19 protein-coding genes are annotated in these 21,096 nt (G+C 74.3%); 15 read left to right on the top strand and 4 right to left on the bottom strand.

The features are described from left to right. Positions 1 to 3 precede the first annotated feature (3 nt). From prcA to DQ237_RS00525, 3 genes are all read left to right on the top strand, one after another. A complete protein-coding gene (prcA, locus tag DQ237_RS00535) occupies positions 4 to 855 on the top strand; it encodes a proteasome subunit alpha (RefSeq protein WP_113796143.1) in 852 nt (283 codons plus the stop codon). Positions 856 to 977: 122 nt separating this feature from the next. Next, complete coding sequence (gene pafA, locus DQ237_RS00530) at positions 978 to 2,336, top strand: Pup--protein ligase (RefSeq protein ID WP_113796141.1); 1,359 nt, start codon at positions 978 to 980, stop codon at positions 2,334 to 2,336. A 22-nt stretch (positions 2,337 to 2,358) separates the two neighbouring features. Next, positions 2,359 to 3,345 (top strand): hypothetical protein, encoded by a 987-nt coding sequence (locus DQ237_RS00525; RefSeq protein ID WP_113796139.1) that lies wholly within the window; start codon positions 2,359 to 2,361, stop codon positions 3,343 to 3,345. 4 nt (positions 3,346 to 3,349) lie between these two features. Here DQ237_RS00525 and DQ237_RS00520 read toward each other — a convergent pair whose 3' ends face one another. After that, positions 3,350 to 4,519 carry a DUF3866 family protein gene (locus DQ237_RS00520; protein WP_240619288.1) on the bottom strand — a complete coding sequence of 390 codons (1,170 nt, stop codon included), beginning with the start codon at positions 4,517 to 4,519 and terminating at the stop codon, positions 3,350 to 3,352. Positions 4,520 to 4,588: 69 nt separating this feature from the next. Here DQ237_RS00520 and DQ237_RS00515 point away from each other — a divergent pair, with 69 nt between their 5' ends. The 8 genes from DQ237_RS00515 to DQ237_RS00480 all read left to right on the top strand — a co-directional run bounded on the left by DQ237_RS00515 (position 4,589) and on the right by DQ237_RS00480 (position 12,730). Further along, positions 4,589 to 5,566 carry a YafY family protein gene (locus tag DQ237_RS00515; RefSeq protein ID WP_113796137.1) on the top strand — a complete coding sequence of 326 codons (978 nt, stop codon included), beginning with the start codon at positions 4,589 to 4,591 and terminating at the stop codon, positions 5,564 to 5,566. Continuing rightward, positions 5,563 to 6,549 carry a YafY family protein gene (locus tag DQ237_RS00510; protein ID WP_205730008.1) on the top strand — a complete coding sequence of 329 codons (987 nt, stop codon included), beginning with the start codon at positions 5,563 to 5,565 and terminating at the stop codon, positions 6,547 to 6,549. Before DQ237_RS00515 ends, DQ237_RS00510 begins: the two co-directional genes overlap by 4 nt. 10 nt (positions 6,550 to 6,559) lie before the next feature. After that, entirely contained in the window at positions 6,560 to 6,760 is a 201-nt protein-coding gene (locus tag DQ237_RS00505; RefSeq protein ID WP_113796135.1) for a hypothetical protein, read from the top strand. Positions 6,761 to 6,847: 87 nt separating this feature from the next. Further along, on the top strand, positions 6,848 to 7,204 hold the full coding sequence (tatA, locus tag DQ237_RS00500) for a Sec-independent protein translocase subunit TatA (protein WP_113796133.1): 357 nt from the start codon (positions 6,848 to 6,850) through the stop codon (positions 7,202 to 7,204). An 85-nt stretch (positions 7,205 to 7,289) separates the two neighbouring features. Further along, entirely contained in the window at positions 7,290 to 8,144 is an 855-nt protein-coding gene (tatC, locus tag DQ237_RS00495) for a twin-arginine translocase subunit TatC (RefSeq protein ID WP_113796131.1), read from the top strand. Positions 8,145 to 8,148: 4 nt separating this feature from the next. Beyond that, on the top strand, positions 8,149 to 9,054 hold the full coding sequence (locus DQ237_RS00490) for a diacylglycerol kinase family protein (RefSeq protein ID WP_113796129.1): 906 nt from the start codon (positions 8,149 to 8,151) through the stop codon (positions 9,052 to 9,054). A gap of 9 nt (positions 9,055 to 9,063) precedes the next feature. Next, positions 9,064 to 11,892, top strand: coding sequence for an RNA helicase (locus tag DQ237_RS00485; protein ID WP_113796127.1), 2,829 nt, complete (start codon positions 9,064 to 9,066; stop codon positions 11,890 to 11,892). 94 nt (positions 11,893 to 11,986) lie between these two features. Then, complete coding sequence (locus tag DQ237_RS00480) at positions 11,987 to 12,730, top strand: DUF4333 domain-containing protein (protein WP_113796125.1); 744 nt, start codon at positions 11,987 to 11,989, stop codon at positions 12,728 to 12,730. Positions 12,731 to 12,742: 12 nt separating this feature from the next. Here the strand turns inward: DQ237_RS00480 and DQ237_RS00475 are convergent, their stop codons facing one another. Further along, a complete protein-coding gene (locus DQ237_RS00475; protein WP_113797323.1) occupies positions 12,743 to 13,648 on the bottom strand; it encodes a 5'-3' exonuclease in 906 nt (301 codons plus the stop codon). A gap of 76 nt (positions 13,649 to 13,724) precedes the next feature. On the opposite strand from DQ237_RS00475, the gene DQ237_RS00470 reads away from it, so the two are divergent. From DQ237_RS00470 to DQ237_RS00460, 3 genes are read left to right on the top strand one after another with little or no spacing between them, the layout of a single operon-like run. Continuing rightward, the gene (locus DQ237_RS00470; protein WP_240619287.1) at positions 13,725 to 14,873 is read left to right on the top strand and encodes a Xaa-Pro peptidase family protein; all 1,149 of its coding nucleotides are present in this window, start codon (positions 13,725 to 13,727) and stop codon (positions 14,871 to 14,873) included. Continuing rightward, positions 14,848 to 15,321 (top strand): Lrp/AsnC family transcriptional regulator, encoded by a 474-nt coding sequence (locus tag DQ237_RS00465; protein ID WP_113796123.1) that lies wholly within the window; start codon positions 14,848 to 14,850, stop codon positions 15,319 to 15,321. The genes DQ237_RS00470 and DQ237_RS00465 overlap by 26 nt, the downstream gene beginning before the upstream one ends. 40 nt (positions 15,322 to 15,361) lie before the next feature. Continuing rightward, a complete protein-coding gene (locus tag DQ237_RS00460) occupies positions 15,362 to 17,311 on the top strand; it encodes an intein-containing Rv2578c family radical SAM protein (protein WP_205730007.1) in 1,950 nt (649 codons plus the stop codon). Between the two features lie 10 nt (positions 17,312 to 17,321). On the opposite strand, the gene DQ237_RS00455 is transcribed toward DQ237_RS00460, so the two are convergent. Further along, positions 17,322 to 18,179, bottom strand: a complete 858-nt coding sequence (locus DQ237_RS00455; RefSeq protein WP_113796121.1) for a hypothetical protein — start codon at positions 18,177 to 18,179, stop codon at positions 17,322 to 17,324. A gap of 213 nt (positions 18,180 to 18,392) precedes the next feature. Here DQ237_RS00455 and DQ237_RS00450 point away from each other — a divergent pair, with 213 nt between their 5' ends. Next, complete coding sequence (locus DQ237_RS00450; RefSeq protein ID WP_113796119.1) at positions 18,393 to 19,541, top strand: glutamate--cysteine ligase; 1,149 nt, start codon at positions 18,393 to 18,395, stop codon at positions 19,539 to 19,541. A 21-nt stretch (positions 19,542 to 19,562) separates the two neighbouring features. Here the strand turns inward: DQ237_RS00450 and DQ237_RS00445 are convergent, their stop codons facing one another. After that, positions 19,563 to 21,095, bottom strand: coding sequence for a hypothetical protein (locus tag DQ237_RS00445; protein ID WP_113796117.1), 1,533 nt, complete (start codon positions 21,093 to 21,095; stop codon positions 19,563 to 19,565). Between the last annotated feature and the right edge of the window lies 1 nt (position 21,096).

The raw sequence follows: 21,096 nt of genomic DNA, 5'->3' as shown, positions 1-21,096 counted from the left end.
GCCATGACCATGCCGTACTACGCCTCCGCCGAGCAGGTCATGCGCGACCGCTCGGAGTACGCCCGCAAGGGCATCTCCCGCGGTCGCAGCGTCGCCGTCCTCACCTACGCCGACGGCGTCCTGCTGATCGCCGAGAACCCCAGCTCCACGCTGCACAAGATCGGCGAGATCTACGACCGGATCGGCTTCGCCGCCGTCGGTCGCTACAGCGAGTTCGAGAGCCTGCGCGTCGCCGGGGTCCGCCTGGCCGACGTCCGTGGCTACTCCTACAACCGACGCGACGTCACCGGCCGGGTCATCGCCAACGCCTACGCCCAGACCCTCGGCGCCATCTTCACCGAGCAGATGAAGCCCTACGAGGTCGAGCTGTGCGTCGCGGAGGTGGGGGAGACCCCCGACCGCGACCAGCTGTACCGGCTCACCTTCGACGGGTCGGTCGTCGACGAGCCCGACTTCGTCGTCATGGGTGGTCAGGCCGAGGCGGTCACCGGCCACCTCCGGGAGAACTTCCACGCCGGCATGGGCCTGGCCGACGCCCTCAAGGTCGGGGTCGACGCGCTGTCGGCGGTCAGCCCGGCCACCGCGGGCTCCGGGCACGGCAGCCACGCGCGGCTGACCGCCGAGCAGCTCGAGGTCGCCGTGCTGGACCGGCGGCGGCCCAAGCGGGCGTTCCGCCGCGTCGTCGGCGCCGCGCTGCACACGCTGCTCGGCGACGGCCAGGCCACCCCCGAGCCCGCTGCAGGCACCACCGCGCACACCCCCAGCCACCCCGCGCCGGGCACGCCTGCCGGCCTCGGTGACCCGGCGGCTCCCGACACCGCCGGTGGTCAGGGCGGCGAGGACTCCTCGGGCTGAGCGGTCCCGGACGCGGCCCGGTCGCGACCGGACCGCGCGTCGTCCCGGCGTGTCACGGGCGCGTGACCGGTGCGGTGCGCCGGCGCTGGGCCGGTGTCGCTCCCGGCGCCTAGTCTCGGGTCGTGGACCGACGGATCTTCGGCATCGAGACCGAGTACGGCGTCACGTGCACCTTCAAGGGGCAGCGCCGGCTCTCCCCGGACGAGGTCGCCCGCTACCTGTTCCGCCGCGTGGTGTCGTGGGGCCGCAGCTCCAACGTCTTCCTCCGCAACGGGTCCCGGCTCTACCTCGACGTCGGCAGCCACCCCGAGTACGCCACCGCCGAGTGCGACGACCTGAGCGAGCTGGTCGTCCACGACAAGGCCGGCGAGCGGATCCTCGAGGGCCTGGTGGTCGACGCCGAGCAGCGCCTGGCCGAGGAGGGGGTGGTCGGCGACATCTACCTGTTCAAGAACAACACCGACTCCGCCGGCAACAGCTACGGCTGCCACGAGAACTACCTGGTGGGCAGGCACGGCGAGTTCGGAAGGCTCGCCGACGTCCTGATCCCGTTCCTGGTGAGCCGGCAGATCGTCGTCGGTGCCGGCAAGGTGCTGCAGACCCCGCGCGGGGCGATCTACTGCGTCAGCCAGCGCGCCGAGCACATCTGGGAGGGCGTCTCCAGCGCCACGACCCGCAGCCGGCCGATCATCAACACCCGCGACGAGCCGCACGCCGATGCGGAGAAGTACCGGCGGCTGCACGTCATCGTCGGCGACTCGAACATGAACGAGACGACGACGCTGCTCAAGGTCACCATGACCGACCTGGTGCTGCGCATGATCGAGGCCGGCGTCCCGATCCGCGACATGACGCTGGAGAACCCGATCCGGGCGATCCGCGAGATCAGCCACGACATGACCGGACGGCGCAAGGTGCGGCTGTCCAACGGCAAGGAGATGTCGGCGCTGGAGATCCAGGCCGAGTACCACGCCCGGGCCGCCGAGTTCGTCGACCGCGAGGGCTTCGGCGACGTGCACCGCCGGATGCTGGAGCTCTGGGGCCGGGTGCTGAAGGCCGTCGACACCGAGGACATCTCGCTCATCGACCGTGAGATCGACTGGGCCACCAAGTACAGCCTCATCGAGCGCTACCGGGCCAAGCGCGACCTCCCGCTGAGCTCGCCCCGGATCGCGCAGATGGACCTCGCCTACCACGACATCAGCCGCACCCGCGGGCTCTACTACCTGCTGGAGCGCAACGGGCAGGTCGACCGGGTCGCCCACGAGCCGCGGATCTTCGAGGCCAAGAACGTGCCGCCGCAGACCACCCGCGCCAAGCTGCGCGGCGAGTTCATCCGCCGGGCCCAGGAGAAGCGGCGGGACTTCACCGTCGACTGGGTGCACCTCAAGCTCAACGACCAGGCCCAGCGCACCGTGCTGTGCAAGGACCCGTTCAAGGCCGTCGACGAGCGGGTGGAGAAACTGATCGCCAGCATGTGAGCCGGGCGGCCACACTGCCTTCGTGGACGACGACCGCGCCCGTCGCCTGCTCTCCGGCCCGCGTGGCCGGCGTTTCGTGGCCGAGCTGCTCGACGACCCGCTGTTCGTCCACCCCGGGCGCGCGGTCGACTGGCCGGCCGACGTGCGCCGCCGGGTGGCCGAGACCGATCCTGTGCCGGCGGTCCAGGAGGACCGGCTGGTCGCCGCCGTGACCGCGTCGGTCGTCGACGCCACGTACTGGCAGGAGCCGTACGACGTCGACGTCGTGCTCGCCGACGACGAGGTGGCCGCCGAGCTCCTCCCGCTGGCCAGGGCCGCGGCCGCCGCGCCCGCGACCGGGTGGTGGGCCGAGCCGTTCGTCCCGCGCGACCACCACGTGGTCGCCTGGCCGGGCGACGACGGCCGGGTCGAGCTCCCGCGCGGGGGCGCCGACCCCGGGGCGTGGCGGGAGGCGACGATCGCCGAGGAAGTGCGCGCGCAGCGGGAACGGCCCACGGATCCGCGGGCGAGCTGGTCCGGGGAGTGGTGGGCCCTCCCGCACCTCGCTGGCTGCACGGTGACCCGGCCGGTCCCGGCGGCGCTGAGCTGGGTGGAGGATGCCCGGGGAGAGACGACCGGCCGCTCCTGGCCGGTGACGCCGCCGCCCGGCGCCCGGGTGCTGGAGGTCGCCGGACCGGCGGACTGGGTGGGCCTGGTCGAGCGTTTCCCGCTGGTGGTCACCGCGTCGCGGCGGCACGACTGGTGGCGGGTCACCGGCGAGGACGAGGGCTGGGTGATCCCCGACTGGTCGGTGGTCGCGGACGAGTACGACGCGGTGCACCTGACGGTGGACGGCTACCTCGCCACCGCCGGGCGAGCCCTTCCCGTGCACACGCCGGACGGCCCGGCGGGCACGGTGCTCGCCGGCTGGGACCCCGGCACGACCTGGTGGCTCACCGCCGTGGCTGCCGACCTCGAGGCAGCCACCGACTGGGGCTGGAGCGGCGGCAGCTGGGCACGGGTGGGCTGAGCGGTCAGGCGGACGGCTCGTCCGGCGCCGCGTCGGCCGATGAGTCCTCGGCGGCGGTCTCTGCCGCGTCCCCGGACAGCGGCACCTGGAGAGCGGCGTACCGGCCGGCGGCCGCGGCGGCCAGGAAGTAGGCACGCTCCTCGGGATAACCGCGCCCCATCGTGCGCAGGGGAACGGGGGACAGGCCGAGCGCGGCGTCCAGCCCGTCGGTGTCCACCCACACGACGACATTGCGCTCCGGCTGACCGGCGAGGTCCTCGCCGACCTGCCCGCCCAGCTCCGAGGAGAGGCCGCGCGGCGCGATGAGCGTGACGCCGCCCAGGGCCACCCGCCCGAACGCCGTCAGCGAATGGTGCGACACCCCTCGGTGACGCGGCCGCGGGTCGGCATCGGAGATGCGCAGCGCACCGACGGGCAGGCCACCCAGGACCGACACCGCGTTGCACGCCTCGCCGGCCGCGACCCCGGAGAAGCCCCACGGGGTTCCGGTGCCCAGGTTGCCCGGCCCCTGGGTGACGATCGCCAGGTCGGCGCGGAGCACGTGCTTGGCGGCCAGCAGCCCGGTGTGCAGGGTGACCGCCTCGACGTCGCCGCCGTAGGCCTGCCCGACCGTGACCACGCCGGCCAGCGACGACTTCAGCGCCGTGACCGTGCGGGAGAACGCTGCCGGCAGCGCACCTCCGTCGGTCATCACGTAGGCGACCTTGAGATCGGGGTCGGTGGCGAGCATCCCGATGAGGACCGCCGGCAGCGCCGAGTGCAGGTCGGCGACGACGACCGGCATGCCGGCCAGGTCGTCGGCCGCGGCGATCACCTCGTGGTGCTCGGTGTCCTGCTCGTCGACGCCCTGCACCATGACCTGCATGGGCGTGTACCGCGCCTTCACCAGGTGCCCCGGCCCCTCGGGGTCCGGCGGCAGCCGGTCGGGGACGGCGACGACGAGCGCGTAGCCCCCGGTGCCCAGGCCCTGCGCGAGGGCCGTGGTGTTCAGCAGCACCGCGTCGCCGGTCTCGGGAAGACCGACCAGGGAGGGATAGGCCAGCGCGGAGAGCTCGCCCTCGCCCTCGACCTCCACCGTCAGTTCCAGCGCGTCGCGCCAGGAACGCCCGGTGGCGGTGACCGTTCCACGCCGCCAGCGGATGCGGGACGACGGCGCGGCGGCAGAGCTGCTCATACCGGCAGGCTATCGAGGGTCGCGCCGCGCGGCCGGGCGGCAGGGGGTGCTTCCTCTAGCCTGTGGGGCATGGCGGCCAAGCGGGCGGAACGACTGGTCAACCTGGTCATCGCGCTGCTCAGCACCCGGCAGTACGTGACCGCCGCCCGGATCCGCGCGACCGTGCCCGGCTACGAGGCGGATGACGGCAGCGATCGCGCGGACGAGGCCTTCAAGCGGATGTTCGAGCGGGACAAGGCCGACCTGCGCGAGATGGGCGTGCCGCTGGAGACCGGGCGCACGAGCGTCTTCGACACCGAGGACGGCTACCGCATCGCGCGAGCGGACTACGAGCTGCCCGAGATCCACCTGACCGGCGAGGAGGCCGCCGCCGTCGGCCTCGCGCTGCGGCTGTGGGAGTCCGCTCGCCTGGCCGGCGCGGCGCAGAGCGCGCTGGTCAAGCTCAGAGCCGCCGGGGTCGACGTCGACACCACCCGCTCGCTGCCCATCCAGCCGCGGCTCGACCGCGGGGAGGCCGCGTTCGAGCCCTGCTACGCCGCCGCCCGGGACCGTCGGGCGCTGGAGTTCGACTACCGCCGCCCCGACGAGGACACCGCGGTCCGGCGGCACGTGCAGCCGTGGGGCGTCGTCGCCTGGCACGGCCGCTGGTACCTCGTGGGCTTCGACCTGGACCGCCGGGCCGACCGGGTCTTCCGGCTCTCCCGGGTGGCGGGCACGCCGAAGGCGACGGGACCGGCCGACGCCTTCGACCCCCCGGCCGACCTCGACCTGACCTCGGTCGTGGCCCGCCAGGTCGGCGGGGAGGAGCACCTGGTGGTGGTCCGCGCGCGTCCCGGCACCGCCGTCGGGCTGCGCCGCCGGGCCACCTCGCTCGACCCGGCCGACGACGGGGACGACCGGCTGGAACTGCGCACCACCGAGCCCTGGGCCCTCGCCGACGAGCTGACCGCCTACGGTGCCGACGTCGTCGTCGAGGCCCCCACCGAGATGCGCGACGCGGTCGTCGAGCGGCTCACGCGACTGGCCGCCATGGGGGAGAGCGCGTGACCGCGACCGGCACCACCGACCGCATGACGCGGCTGCTGGCCCTCGTCCCGTACCTCTCCGCGCGGCCGGACGGGGTGGCGCTGACCGAGGCCGCCCGCGACTTCGGGGTGAGCGAGCGCCAGGTCCGCGCCGACCTCGAGCTCCTCTGGATGTGCGGTCTGCCGGGCTACGGCCCCGGGGACCTCATCGACGTCTCCTTCGAGGGTGACCGGGTGAAGGTCACCTTCAGCGCCGGCATGGTGCGGCCGCTGCGGCTGACCACCGACGAGGCGGTCGCGCTCGTGGTCGCCCTGCGCACCCTGCTGGAGCTGCCGGGGCTGGCCGAGCGGGACGCCGTCAGCCGGGCGCTGGCGAAGGTGTCCGCCGCCGCGGGCGACGCCGCCGAGCGGGTGACCCCCGTCGCGGTCAGCGTGGACGCCCGTGAGGAGACGCTCGCGGTCGTCCGGTCCGCGCTGGAGGGCGGGCGCGCCCTGCACCTGCACTACTACGTGCCCACCCGCGACGAGCGCACCGAGCGGACCGTCGACCCCATGCAGCTGCTGCTGGTCGACGGTCGCTGGTACCTGGAAGCCTGGTGCCGGCGCGCCGAGGGCGTGCGGTTGTTCCGGCTGGACCGGGTCGACGACGTCGTCGTGCTCGACGAGCCCGCCGCGCCGCCGCCGCAGGCGACCAGCCGCACCGTCGACGGCGGCGTCTACCGGCCGGAGCAGGACTCGCCCGCCGTCCGGCTGCGGCTCGCCCGTGCCGGGCGATGGGTCGCCGACTACTACCCGGTGGAGGACGTCGCCCCGGTCGACGACCCGCCCGGCGGGCTGGCGGTCACCGTGCGCACCGCCGACCTCGCCTGGGCCCGGCGCCTGGTCGCCACGCTCGGCGGGAACGCCCTGGTGGACGAGCCCGCCGAACTCGGGATGCAGGTCGCGGCGGAGGCGCGGGAGGCGCTGCGCCGGTACGGGATCGAGCACCGGCCGGCCGGCGGCTAGGGTCGCGGTCGTGGTGCTCTGGATCTCCCTCGCCGTGGCCGTGCTGGCGCTGATCGTCCTGGCGGTGCTGCTCCACGGCGTGCTGGGTGGGGTCGCGCGGCTGCGTCGCGAGCTCGACGCCGGTGCCCGGGAGCTGCGGCCGGTGCTCGAGCAGGTGCAGGCGACGGTCGCCGCTGCGGAGCGGGCACGCGGCCGGGCGGACGAGAGCTGAAGCCCGCCCGCCGAACTGCGCGAGCCCGGGGGAGAAGGCCCCCGGGGCGTAGTATCCCGAGCGAATCGACCTGTGGAGGGACCCCTCATGGCCGGACTCGGCGTACCGGAGCTGCTGATCATCCTCGTGGTGGCGCTCCTGCTGTTCGGCGGCTACAAGAAGCTGCCGGACGCCTCCCGCTCCCTCGGCCGTTCGCTGCGCATCTTCAAGGGCGAGATGAAGGGCATGAAGGACGACGACTCGGCGGCCGCGGACGTCCGCACGCGCGAGGCGGCCCGGACGAGCACCCCGGTCCGTGGCGAGGTGCTCCCGGCCGGCACGACGACGTCGGCGTCCGGCGACCTGACCGCGAAGCTGCACGAGGAGGCCCGCCAGGCGGAGCTGCGTGCCGCCGAGCTGCGTGCCCGCGCCGAGCAGGCGCGCACGACCGACGGTTCACGCTGACCCACCCGCACCCGGCAGGACGGCGGTGAGCGAGGCCACCAGGAGCGTGCGGCGTCGCCGTCCGCCGCGTGATGCGCAGGCGACGATGACCCTCGTCGCCCACCTGACCGAGCTGCGCAACCGGGTCGGCAAGGCACTGCTGTTCCTCGCGATCGGCACCGCCGTCGCCTTCTGGTGGTACGAGCACGGTCTGGGCGACTTCATCCGCGCGCCCTACTGCAACCTGGACCCCGACCTGCGCTACGGCGACGGCAGCACCGGCTGCGGCCTGCTGATCCTCGACGTCTTCGGTGGCGTCTTCATCCGGCTCAAGGTCTCGCTGCTGGCCGGGGCGGTGCTGTCGGCGCCCTTCTGGCTCTACCAGCTGTGGGCCTTCATCACCCCGGGTCTCAAGCGCAACGAGAAGCGGTACGGCATCGGGTTCGTGCTGATCTCCACCACGCTGTTCGCCGCGGGCGCGGTGCTCGCCTACGTGTCCCTGTCCAAGGGGCTGGAACTCCTGCTGTCGCTGGCCGGCGACGGCGTCGTCGTCGCCCTGACCGCGCCGGACTACATCGGCTTCCTGCTCTCCCTGCTGGTCGCCTTCGGCGTGAGCTTCGAGCTGCCGCTGATCGCCGTCGCGCTGAACCTGGTCGGCGCGCTGAGCCACGAGGTGCTCAGCCGGAGCCGGCGGTGGATCTTCTTCCTCACCATCGTGTTCGCGGCGTTCGTGACGCCGACGCAGGACCCGTTCACCATGCTGCTCATGGCCGGGCCGATGATCGTGCTGTTCGAGCTGGCCATCCAGGTCACCCGGATCGTCGACCGCCGCCGCGCCCGGCGGGACGCCGCGGAGCACTTCCACGAGCTCGACGACGACGAGGCCTCGCCGCTGGACGCGCGTCCCTCGGTGCTCGAGCCGACGTCCTCGGTCGACACCTCGACCCCGCCCCGCCTCTGATCCGGTGGACGTCGCCGTCCTCGTCAGCCCTGCCGCCGGGCGGGGCCGCGCCCGCGAGCGCGCCGGAGCCGTCCTGACCGCCCTGCGCGAGGCGGGCCTCACCCCGCAGGTGCTTCCCGCGAGGACGGGCGCGGAGGCCGAGCGCCAGGCCGCCGAGGCCGTGGCGGCGGGGACCGGTGCCGTGGTCGCGGTGGGGGGTGACGGCAGCGCCCACGCGGCGCTCCAGGCGGTCGCCGGCACGCCCGTCCCGCTCGCCGTGGTGCCGGCCGGTACGGGCAACGACCTCGCCCTGGCCCTGGAGGTCCCCGCCGATCCCGTGGCGGCCGCGCGGGCCGCTGCGGCCGACCTGCTCGCCGTGCGCAGCCGCTCCGTCGACGCCGGGCGCACCGACGGCCGGTGGTGGGCCACGGTGCTCTGCTGCGGGTTCGATTCCGCCGTCACCGACCGCGCCAACCGGCTGCGCTGGCCGCGCGGCCGCCGCCGGTACGACGTCGCCGTCCTGCTGGAGCTGGCGCGGCTGCGCGCCTACGAGGTGACGCTGACGCTGGACGGGGTGGAGCGGACGCTGGCCGCCACGATGGTCGCCGTCGGCAACACCCCCTGGTACGGCGGTGGCATGAAGATCTGCCCGGACGCAGACCCCACCGACGGCCTGCTCGACGTCACCGTCGTGGGCGCGAGCTCGCGGCTGGAGCTGGTGCGCACCAAGCCCCGGCTCGCCGACGGCACGCACGTCGACCACCCCGCCGTCTCGGTGCACCGGGCGGCGAGGGTCGAGCTCCGGTGCGCCGGGGTGAGCACCTACGCCGACGGCGAGCCGGTGGCCCCGCTGCCCGCGGTGGCCGAGTGCGTCCCAGGCGCCGTGCGCGTCGTCGGCTCCCGCCCGGTCGGCGGTGCACCGACCGCCTAACGTGGGGGCATGTCCAGCCCCGCTGAGCGGTACGCCGCCGCCCGGAGGCGGACCTCCCACCCGACGCTGGCCGACTTCACCGCCGAGCTCGGTTTCTCCCTGGACCCGTTCCAGGTCGAGGCCTGCGAGGCGCTGGAGAGCGGCTCCGGTGTGCTGGTCTGCGCGCCCACCGGTGCCGGCAAGACCGTGGTGGGCGAGTTTGCCGTGCACAAGGCGCTCGCCGAGGGGCGCAAGGCGTTCTACACGACGCCGATCAAGGCGTTGTCCAACCAGAAGTACAACGACCTGGTGGAGCGCTACGGCGCCGACCGGGTCGGGCTGCTGACCGGCGACAACGCGGTCAACGGGGACGCGCCCGTGGTCGTGATGACCACCGAGGTGCTGCGCAACATGCTCTACGCCGAGTCCCCGGCGATCGACGGCCTCGGCTACGTGGTGATGGACGAGGTGCACTACCTCGCCGACCGCTTCCGCGGCGCCGTCTGGGAGGAGGTGATCATCCACCTCCCCGCCTCGGTCACGCTGGTGTCGCTGTCGGCGACGGTGAGCAACGCCGAGGAGTTCGGCGACTGGCTGGTCACCGTGCGCGGGGACACGGAGGTGGTGGTCAGCGAGATCCGGCCGATCCCGCTGTGGCAGCACATGCTCGTCGGCAACCGCGTCTTCGACATGTTCTCCCTGCGGCCCGCCGCGCACGCCGGTGAGCACGAGGAGTCCCCGCGCGGGCGCTCCACCCGCGAGCGCGGCGCCTCGGTGGTCGACCCCGAGCTGGTCCGGTACGTCCGCGAGTACGAGCGGCGCATCGAGGGGTGGGGGAGCGGCCGCCGGGACAGCTTCCACAAGCCCCGGTTCCGGCCCCCTGCCCGCTCCGACGTGATCGAGCGGCTGGACAAGGCCGGACTGCTCCCGGCGATCACCTTCGTGTTCAGCCGCAACGGCTGCGACGCCGCCGTCTCCCAGTGCCTGATGAGCGGGCTGCGGCTCACCGACGAGGCCGAGCGCGCCGAGATCGCGCGGATCATCGACGAGCGCACCGGGTCGCTGCCCGAGGAGGACCTGCACGTCCTCGGGTTCTGGGAGTGGCGAGAAGGGCTGCTCGCCGGCATCGCCGCCCACCACGCGGGTCTGGTCCCCGCGTTCAAGGAGACCGTCGAGGAGTGCTTCGTCCGCGGTCTGGTCAAGGCCGTGTTCGCCACCGAGACCCTCGCGCTGGGCATCAACATGCCGGCGCGCACCGTCGTCCTCGAGCGCCTGGTCAAGTGGAACGGCGAGGCGCACGTCGACGTCACGCCGGGGGAGTACACCCAGCTCACCGGCCGGGCCGGGCGCCGCGGCATCGACGTCGAGGGGCACGCCGTCGTCGTCTGGGCACCGGGCATGGACCCCTCGGTGGTGGCCGGGCTGGCCAGCACCCGGACCTATCCGCTGCGGTCGTCGTTCCGGCCCAGCTACAACATGGCGGTCAACCTCGTCGGCTCGTTCGGCCGCGACCGCGCCCGCGAGCTGCTGGCCAGCTCGTTCGCCCAGTTCCAGGCCGACCGCTCCGTCGTCGGCCTCGCGCGGTCCGCGGCCCAGCACGAGCGCGAGGCCGAGCAGCTCGCAGCCGAGATGCGCTCGGACCGTGGCGACGTCGGCGCGTACGCGCGGATCCGCCGGGAGATCTCCGACCGGGAGAAGGAGCTGTCCCGCGACTCGCAGGCCAAACGCCGCATGGAGGCCGCCGACGCGCTCGCGGCGCTGCGCCCGGGCGACGTCATCCGCGTGCCCACGGGCCGTCGTCAGGGGCTGGCCGTCGTCCTCGACCCCGGCATCACCGACCTGGCCGACCCGCGGCCGCTGGTCCTCACCGAGGACAAGTGGGCCGGCCGCTTGGGCTCGGTGGACTTCCCGACGCCGGTGGAGTCGCTGGCCCGGGTGCGTGTCCCGAAGAACTTCAACCACCGCAGCCCGCACGCCCGGCGCGACCTCGCCGCCACGCTGCGCAACGCCCGGGTGGAGAACGACCTCGGCGCCCGCCGGATCAACAAGGGCCGGTCCGCGGCCGCCGACGACCCGGTGCTCGCCGACCTCCGCCAGGCGCTGCGCAACCACCCGGTGCACCAGCTGCCCGACCGCGAGGAGCGGGTCCGGGTCGCCGAGCGCTGGCTGCGGGCCCTGCACGAGGCGGAGTCCCTGCAGCGTCGGATGGCCCAGCGCACCGGCTCCCTCACCCGGCAGTTCGACCGGACCTGCGACGTCCTCGAGGAGCTCGGCTACCTCGTCCCCGAGGTCGCCCTGCCCGCCACCGCGGCCGGGGGGACGGCGGCGGACGACACGGCCAAGGTGACCGACGACGGGCGCCGACTGGCCCGGGTGTGGTCCGAGGCGGACCTGCTCGTGGCCGAGTGCCTCCGCGCCGGCGTCTGGCGGGGGCTCACTCCGGCGGAGCTCGCCGCGGCCGTGTCGACGCTGGTGTACGAGGCCCGGCGCGACCTGCCTGCCCTGCCCGCCGTGCCGGCCGGGAAGGTGGCCGCCGCGATCGGTGCCATGCGCGGGATCCGCTCCCGCCTGCAGGACGTCGAGCTCGACCACGGCGTGCCGGCCACGCGCGACCTGGACCTCGGGTTCGCCTGGGCGGCGTTCCGGTGGGTCGACGGGCAGAGCCTGGACCGCGTGCTGGCCGGCGCGGAACAGGCCGGGACCGAGCTCTCCGGGGGCGACTTCGTCCGGTGGACCCGGCAGCTCATCGACCTGCTCGACCAGCTGGCCAAGGTGGCCGACGAGCCGGTGGCCCGCACCGCGCGGGCGGCCGTGGAACGGGTCCGGCGGGGCGTGGTGGCGGTCGCCGTCGGCGGCTGACCGGCGATTCGTTGCCCTCCGCCCGCTGCCCGGGTGCGGCAGAATTCCACGCGCCCGGCTGCTGCCGGGGCAGGCCACGGCTCCGGGAGCGACCATGACGAACCCGCCGCACGACGACGACCCGACCACGGCTCGTCCCGAGGGCGAGAGCGCCGGCACCGAGCGACCCGGCACCGAACGTCCCGCACCCCCGTCGTGGGGACCGCCCTCCGGGCCGTCGGGACAGCCCTGGGGTGGCTACCCGCACCCGGGCCAGCAGCAGCCCCATGCGCCGCCGCAGTACGGCCAGCAGCCGGGTGGGCCGCAGTACGGCCAGCCGCCCCAGTACCCGCAGCAGGTCCAGTACCCGCAGCAGGCCCAGTACCCGCAGCAGGCCCAGTACCCGCAGCAGACCCAGTACCCGCAGCAGACCGCGCAGGGGACGCCCTCGCACGGGGTGCCGGGATACGGCATGCCGCAGCACGGCGTGCCCGGCTACGGCTTTCCCGGGTACGGCCAGCCGCCGTACGGGGTGCCGACGCAGCCCGCGCGGAAGAAGCGGCGCGGCCTGCTGCTCGGTCTGCTCGTGCTCGCGCTCGTCGTGGTCGGAGGCGTGGTCGCGCTCGCCCTGACCACCGGCCCGACGGTCCTCTCCCGGAGCGCGGTCGAGCGGGACGTGGCCGAGCAGTTCGAGCAGCGCGAGGGCGTGGCGGTCGATCTCGAGTGCGCCGAGGAGATGGAGGTGGAGGAGGGGGCCACCTACGAGTGCACCGGCGTCACCGCCGACGACGAGGAGGTCACCCTCCAGATCCGGATCACCGACGTCGACGGGGCGCAGTACACCTGGGGGGAGCCCTGACCGCCCGTCCGGTCAGCCCCGCCAGCCCAGCACCGCGCCCAGGCGGCTGACCGACGACTGCAGGCCGTGCTGCTCGGCGAGCGCGGCCAGGGCGTCCGGATCGGCGGGGGAGCGGGGGAGCGTCCCCTCGACCGCGGGCAGGTCGATGTCGCGGGCGACGGCCACGACGACGGGCGCGGCGTCGAGGTAGTCGGCGGCGGCGTGCAGCTTCTTCAGCACGGCGGCGGTCAGCGGCGGCTTCGGGACGACGGTGCGGGCCACCGCCGCCCGGATGCCGGCCAGGTCGCCGAACTCGTTGATCAGCGCCGCCGCCGTCTTCGCGCCGACCCCGGCCACTCCGGGCAGCCCGTCGCTGGGGTCGCCGCGGAGGACGGCGAAGTCGGCGTAGGAGCGGCCAGGGATGCCGTACTTCTCGGTGACGGCGGCCTCGTCGACGAAGTCGAGGTCGGAGATGCCCCGCGCGGTGTACAGGACCCGCACGCCACGGGCGTCGTCGACCAGCTGGAACAGGTCGCGGTCACCGGTGACGACGTCGACCGGACCGCGGGCCCGGGTCGCGAGGGTGCCGATGACGTCGTCGGCCTCGTAGCCGGGGGCGCCGACGCGGGCGATCCCCGCCGCGGCGAGCACGTCGACCAGGATCGGCACCTGCGGGCCCAGCTCGTCGGGGACCTCCTCGCCGCCCTCGTCCGCCACCCGGTGGGCCTTGTAGGACGGCAGCGCCTCGACGCGGAACGCCGGGCGCCAGTCGTCGTCCCAGCAGGCGACGAACCGGTCGGGCCCGTGGGTGGCGATCAGCCGGGCGGACATGTCGAGGAACCCGCGGACGGCGTTGATCGGGCGGCCGTCCGGCGTCGTGACGCTGGTGGGCACGCCGTAGAAGGCCCGGAAGTAGAGGCTGGCCGCGTCCAGGAGCATCGTCGTCACGACGGCGGACGGTAGCCGCCCGGGAACTCGTGCGGGGAACGGCGCCCTCCCTGGCTAGTCTGCCGCTGTGACGAACCCGAGCGCGTCGGCCTCCCCGCTGGTCACCATCGAGCGCGTGCACGCCGCACGGGCCATCGCCGCGGAGACCGGTGTCGACCTCCTCGTCCTCACGCCCGGCGCCGACCTGCGCTACCTCTGCGGCTACGACGCGCACGCCATGGAGCGCCTGACCGCCCTCGCGGTGCCGCGCACCGGCGAGCCGTTCCTCGTGGTCCCGCGGCTCGAGGCCCCGATGGTCGACGCCAGCCCTGCCGGCGCGCTGGGCCTGGAGCTGCTGGCCTGGGACGAGACCGACGACGCCTTCGCCGTGCTCGCCGCCGCCGCGACCGCCCGCCTCGGGTCCGCACCGGCACGCGTGGGCGTGGGCTCGCGCACGTGGGCCGAGCACGCCCTCGGTGTGCAGCGGGCGCTGCCCGGCTCGGCGCTGGAGGTCGCGAGCCCGGTCATCGACCGTCTGCGCATGGTCAAGACGCCGGCCGAGGTCGAGGAGCTCGCGCTGGCCGGCGCGGCCATCGACCGGGTCCACGCCCGCATGGGGGAGTGGCTGCGGGTCGGCCGCACCGAGGCCGAGGTCGGCGCGGACATCGCCGCCGCGATCCTCGCCGAGGGCCACGTGGGCGTCGACTTCACGATCGTGGGCTCCGGCCCCAACGGCGCCAGCCCGCACCACGAGCTGTCCGGCCGCACGGTGGAGGCCGGCGACGTCGTCGTCGTCGACATCGGTGGCGAGACCGCCACCGGGTACCGCTCCGACTGCACGCGCACCTACGTCGTCGGCGGGAGCGCCCCGGCCGAGGTCGCCGAGTGGTACGAGGTGCTGCACGCCGCCCAGCTGGCCGGCACCGCCGCCGTGCGCCCCGGGGCGACCGCCGAGCAGATCGACGCCGCCGCCCGCGCGGTCATCGACGACGCCGGCTGGGGCGAGTACTTCATCCACCGCACCGGGCACGGCATCGGCCTGGACACCCACGAGGCGCCCTACATCGTCGCCGGCAACGACCTGCCCCTGGAACCGGGCATGGCGTTCTCCGTCGAGCCGGGGATCTACCTGCCCGGCCGGGTGGGCGCCCGCATCGAGGACATCGTCGTCTGCACCGACGACGGCGTCCGCGTCCTCAACAACGGTCCCCGTGAACTCGTCGAGCTCCCCGGCTGAGGCGAACGGCGCCGCGGTCGACGTCGACCGCGCGCTGATGGCCGTGCTCGCGCGGGACGGCCGGGCCAGCTTCACCGAGCTCGCGGAGCGGGTCGGCCTCTCGGTCTCCGCGGTGCACCAGCGGGTGCGCCGGCTGGAGCAGCGCGGGCTGATCACCGGGTACCGCGCGACGCTGGACGCCAAGCAGCTCGGCCTGCCGTTGACGGCCTTCGTCTCGATCACCCCGGCGGACGCGCAGACCGACGACGCACCGGCCCTGCTGGCCCACCTCGACGCCATCGAGGAGTGCCACGCGGTGGCCGGGCTGGAGAGCTACATCCTCAAGGTGCGCGTTGCCTCGCCCGACGCCCTCGAGGCGCTGCTCAAGGACATCCGCGCCGCCGCCAACGTGACGACCCGCACGACGGTCGTCCTCTCCACGTCGTTCGAGGCGCGGCCGCCCCTCTGAGAACTGGACAACGGTTCGAACGTGTGTTCGGATCGGTGCCATGCGCTGGGACGCCCAACGGCTCGATGTCGAGGACCCCTCCGCCCTGCCCGGGATGCCCAGCATCCGGGGGTTGCTGCGCAGCGTGCAGGTCCCGGAGTTCCCGGGCCTGACCTTCCACGAGGTGCGGGCGCGCAGCGCGCTCAACGCGGTGCCGGGCGACTCGTCGATGCCCTTCCCGTACACGATCAACCCGTACCGGGGCTGCAGTCATTCGTGCGTCTACTGCCTCTCCGGTGACACGCGCGTCCTCATGGCGGACGGAACTCAGCGCCCCATCTCGGAGCTCCGCGTCGGGGACCGCATCATCGGCACCGAGAAGCGCGAGAGCCGTCGCCACTACGTGACCACCGAGGTGCTCGCCCACTGGTCCACCGTGAAGCCGGCGTTCCGGGTGGAGCTCGCGGACGGTACGGAGATCGTGGCCAGCGGAGATCACCGGTTCCTCACCGCACGGGGCTGGAAGCACGTCACCGGTTCGATGGGCGGCGCCGACCAGCGGCCGAATCTCACCACCGACGACACGATGCTCGGCTTCGGCCGGACGGTGACCTCCTTGGATGTCCGCGCCGACCACCGGCGGGGCTACCTGGCGGGCCTGGACCGCACCGCCGACCACCTCCGGCACGAGGGGATCCACACGACTCGGTTCGAGTCCTCCCGTGCCACGGGGTACCGCAAGCCGCTGTCGGCCATCGGCGTGCAGACGAGATCGGCGGGCGAGGCGAGCAACCGTGACGAGGAGATCCTGAGTCGCACCCAGGAGGCCCTGAGCGGCTCCGGTGTCGACTCCGTCCTCGAGGACCCTGGTCCGGCTTCCCACGTCAGGACGGTGCGCGTCCGAGGAGGTCTGCGCGAGCAGCTCCGCTTCCCCCATCTCGTCGATCCCGCCATCCGGCGGAAGTGCTCGGTCGAGGGTGCCGCGGTGAGGAGCGATGCCGATCTCCGTGTCGTCTCCGTCCGATCGCTGGGCGTGGAGATGCCCATGTTCGACATCACCACGGGTACGGGCGACTTCGTCGCGAACGGCGTGGTCAGCCACAACTGCTTCGCCCGACGGACCCACGAATGGCTCGAGTTCGACTCGGGCCGCGACTTCGACACCCAGGTCGTGGTCAAGACCAACCTGGTCGAGGTGCTGCGCAAGGAGCTCGCGCGTCCGTCCTGGCAACGGGAGCACGTCGCCCTGGGCACGAACACCGACCCGTACCAGCGCGCAGAGGGCCGCTACAGGCTGATGCCCGGGGTGATCCGCGCGCTCGCCGACTCCGGCACGCCGTTCTCGATCCTGACCAAGGGCACGCTGCTGCGCCGTGACGTCCCGTTGCTCACCGAGGCCGCCGGGAAGGTCCCGCTGGGGCTGGGCATCTCCATGGCCATCTGGGACGACGAGCTGCACCAGGCACTGGAACCGGGCGTGCCCTCACCCCGCGCCCGGCTGGACCTCGTCCGCGCACTCACCGATGCCGGCCTGCCCTGCGGGGTCTTCCTCGCACCCGTCCTGCCCGGGCTCACCGACGACGAGGAGAGCCTGGACGCGGCCATCGGGGCGATCGCAGCCGCCGGGGCCACCGGGATCACGGTCATCCCGCTGCACCTGAGGCCCGGCGCCCGCGAGTGGTTCATGGCGTGGCTCGCGCGCACCCACCCCGACCTGGTGCCGCGCTACGAGCGCATGTACGCCCGTCGCGCCTACGTCTCGGCCGAGTACCGATCCTGGCTCTCGGCCCGCGTCGCACCGCTGCTGACGCGGCACGGGCTGGACCGGCAGTCCGGCGGTGCCGCCCGCCAGGTGGACGGACCCCTGGCGACGGGTGTGCCCGGCGACGAGGAGGTCGGTTTCCCGGAAGGGAGCCTGCCGACCGGCGGTCTGCCCGGCGTGCGACCGCCGTGGCAGCAGCCCGCGCCGTCGGTGGAGGAGCCGGCGGCGGAGCAGCTGACGCTGCTGTGACCGGGGGAGGTCAGCCCGCCAGGCGTGCGGCGCGGGCGGTCGAGCGGTGCACCGACCGCGCGGCCCGGACCACGCCCCGGGACGAGACCGGGGGAGCGCCCGCGGCCAACGCCAGCCGCCGGTAGGAGTCGTAGGAGAGATCGCGGTACGCGGCGGCGAGCTGCTCGACTGCCTCCCGCCGCGACGGTGCCACCTCCGCGCGGAGGTGGCGGACGGTGTTGCGCGCGTGCTTGGTGAAGGTGGTCTGCAGCGCCTGGGTGGAGAGCCGTCCGCCGATCCGGGAATCCAGCCCCGGCCCGCGGCGCAAGGCCGGCAGCACCCAGGGGCTCGCCGCCAGTGCCGGGAACCGGTCGCGCGTGGCCTCCCAGGCGTGCCAGGCGGTCAGCTCCCCCTGTATCGCCCACTCGCCGTCGTCGGTCGAGACGAGCAACCGCCGGCCCGTCGACCGCACCTGGTCGCGGCGCAGCGAGCGGAAGGCGGAGACCGGGGCCGGCCAGCCCAGCGCGAGGGCGCACCACGCCACCGAGCGCCGGTGCTCCGGGTCCTCGCTGCGCACCTGGGCCAGCGGACGGAGGTCCAGCTCCTGCGGATCCGGCTCGGGCGTGGGGGCGAGGGGGAGTGCGAGGCCGCCGTACCGGGCCACCTTGCTGTACAGGGCCACGGTCGCCGGCTTCCAGTCCCGCGCGGTGGCCAGCACGTCCAGCCCCTCGGAGGCCAGGTCGTCGGGGCCCAGCCCCAGCTCGAGCGCGGCATCGACCAGGCGGCGCCACTGGGGCTCGTACCCGGGCGGCGGCGCGATCCGCCCCCAGGCCGTCGGAGGGGGAGGAGCCGGCATGTCGGGCAGCGGCTGCTGCCACGCACGGGACATGGCCGAATTCTACCGTTATCCCCAACAACATCGCGACTTCTGGTTGTCGTCACCTGCCGAGAGGAGCACCACGGCGCCCTCCGGGCGCCGGAGCCGGTGACAGGACGGGACGAGCTCGTCGAGCCCCACCATCGCCACCGTCACAGTGCTCGTCGGGGTGAGTCCACCCTCCGGGCGCCTGCGCCCGGAGGGTGGACTCCGGATCATGGACGCGTGCGAACCGTGGGCGTCGAGGAAGAGCTGCTGGTCGTCGACGCGACCGGTCACCCGGTACCGAAGGGACCGGACGCGCTGGCCGTGGCGTCGCGTCGCGGTGAGGGCGAGGACGTCCAGGAGCACCAACAGGTCGAGGACGGCGAGGCGGAGACGCCGGAGACGGCTCACCTGATGCCCGAGCTCAAGGCCCAGCAGCTCGAGCTCGGCACTCCGGTCTGCCAGTCCCTCGAGGACGTCCACCGGGAACTCCGGTACTGGCGCGACCGCGCCGACGCGGTCGCGACGGCCGTCGGCGCCCGTGTCGCCGCGCTGGCCACCTCGCCGGTCGACGTCGTCCCCATCCCCACGGAGGGGGAACGGTACGGCCGGCTGAACGAGGCATTCGGGCAGACGGCGTGGGACGTCCTCACCTGCGGATGCCACGTGCACGTGTCGGTCGAGGACGACGACGAGGGCGTCGCCGTCCTCAACCGCATCCGGATCTGGCTGCCCGTGCTCACCGCCATGACCGCCAACTCGCCGTTCTGGCAGGGGCGGGACACCGCCTACGCCAGCTTCCGGTCCCAGGTGTGGCACCGCTGGCCATCGGCGGGCCCGAACGGCCCGTTCGCCGACGCCGCCGACTACCACCAGCTCGTCGAGGAGGTGCTCGCGACCGAGACGGTCCTGGACACCGGGATGGTCTACTTCGACGCCCGGCTCTCCGCGAAGTGGCCCACCGTCGAGGTGCGTACCGCGGACGTGGCGCTGCGCGTCGAGGACGCCGTCACCCTCGCCGGCGTCGTCCGGGGACTGGTGGAGACCGCCGCTCGGGACGCCCGCGTCGGGGGAGAGGTCCCGCACATGCGGCCCGAGGTGCTCCGGCTCGCCGCGTGGCGGGCCGGCCGTTCGGGCCTGTCCGGCGACCTCGTGCACCCGTCGTCCGGCCGGCCCGTGCCGGCCGCCGACGTCCTCGGCGACCTGCTCGACCACATCCGCCCGGCGCTGGCCGACGCCGGCGACGAGCGGACCGTCGCCGGCGGTCTCCAGGCGCTCCTGACCCGGGGAACCGGCGCGGACCTCCAGCGTCGCGTCCACCGCGAGACCGGCGATCTCACCGCGGTCGTCCGGGCCGCGGTCGCCGCGACCGGCGGCACGGAGGCCTGAGCACGACTCCGGGCCGACGGCTCAGACCGACCCCGGGCTGCCACCGGCCCTGGCGAGCGCGCCCAGGGCGTCTCCCGCCACGACCTCCAGCCCGGCGGTGAACCGCGGCACGAAGGAGGGCGGCATCCGGACGCTCAGCGGACCGAAGTCCACCGACGTCATCGACAGCTCGCTCCCGGGCGGGGCCCCGGGGTCCGGCTGGGTGATCGGGCCGAGGATCAGCCGCGCACCGGCCGCGGTGAGCAGTCCGGCGCCCACCGCCGGCGCCCACGCCGGGGCGCTGACTATCAGCGCGACGGCCAGCCCTGCCACCGCGACGACGACGACCAGGGCCACCAGGTGCTCGCTGATCCAGGCAGCGACCTCCCCGAGCACCCCCGCGAGCGCCTCGAGGAGCGCGCGGGCCGCCGCGACCGCCTGCTCCAGCCGGCGCTTCACCTCGCGCTCGATGAGCTGCAGCATCAGGGCGACGAGGACGGCCAGGTCGACCATCGTCGGACCGCTGACGACGGCGTACAGGACCATCGCCGGCAGTGCCGCGGTGGAGAACGGGACCGCGACGGCCGGCTGGCCGCCCTGCGGTGGCACGGAGATCGACCGCAGGAGCGAGGGCTCCCACGTCGGGCCCGTCCGCAGCCACGGGAAGAGGCCGGTCCACGCGGGGTTGCTCGCCTGGAGGTTCTCGGCCGTCCAGTTGTAGGCGCAGCGGTACCAGGCCTCCTGGAGCACTCCCGCGGGCGCCTGCAGGAGAGGCTTGATCTCCCAGTTGGCCGCCCGGTCGAGGTCGGTCACGTCGGCCCGCCGCGTGGAGGTCCACGAGGCGGAGAGCCAGGCGAGGTACATCGCGGCCAGGGCGGGTGGCCCGGTCACTGCCGCCTCCGACAGGGGCAGTCCCGAGTACGCCGGCGGCGGCAGCTGCCGCCACACCGCGCGGTCGGTCACGACGAGGTTGCCGGTGGCGTAGGAGGCGCGATAGCGCTGCTGCAGCTCCGAGTGCACCCGGGTGCCGACCCATGCGGTCGACCGGACACCGGGGAGCGCGACCGCCGTCCCGGACATCGCCGTCGCCACCGCCATGCGCGCGGGCAGCGTGGCGACTTCCTGCGCGCCGATCCGACCGAGGGACAGCAGCGCGCGCAGGACCGAGCGCTCGTCCCACCGCGCGGGTGGGGTGTAGCCCGGCAGCGAGGGGACCGGCCCGAGGCCGGGCGGTCGGCCCGGGGTCCCCGGCAGACCCGCCACGGCCGACATGGCCGAGGCGGGTCCGACCGCGTCGAGCAGCTGGATCAGCCGGTCGGCGGCCCAGCGTCCGAGCGCGTCGCCGGGCAGGCCCTGCGGTGCCCCGCCCAGGGCGGTGGCCAGCCAGCGGTCGATCGGCAGTGGCCGGCGGACGAGCGCGCTCACCGACCGGTGGACCTCCCGCAGGCTCCGTTCGAGGACCGCGGCCACGGGAGCCGCCACCAGCCGACCGCCGGCCCAGCGGCCGAGCAGGTGCTCGGCCACCGGAACGGCCACGTCGGGGAGGATGTCGACCGGGGGTGCGGCCAGCGCCACC

This window comes from Blastococcus sp. TF02-8 (genome assembly GCF_003319175.1).
Taxonomy (GTDB): Bacteria; Actinomycetota; Actinomycetes; order Mycobacteriales; family Geodermatophilaceae; genus Blastococcus.
This window is presented reverse-complemented; position numbering and strand designations above follow the sequence as displayed.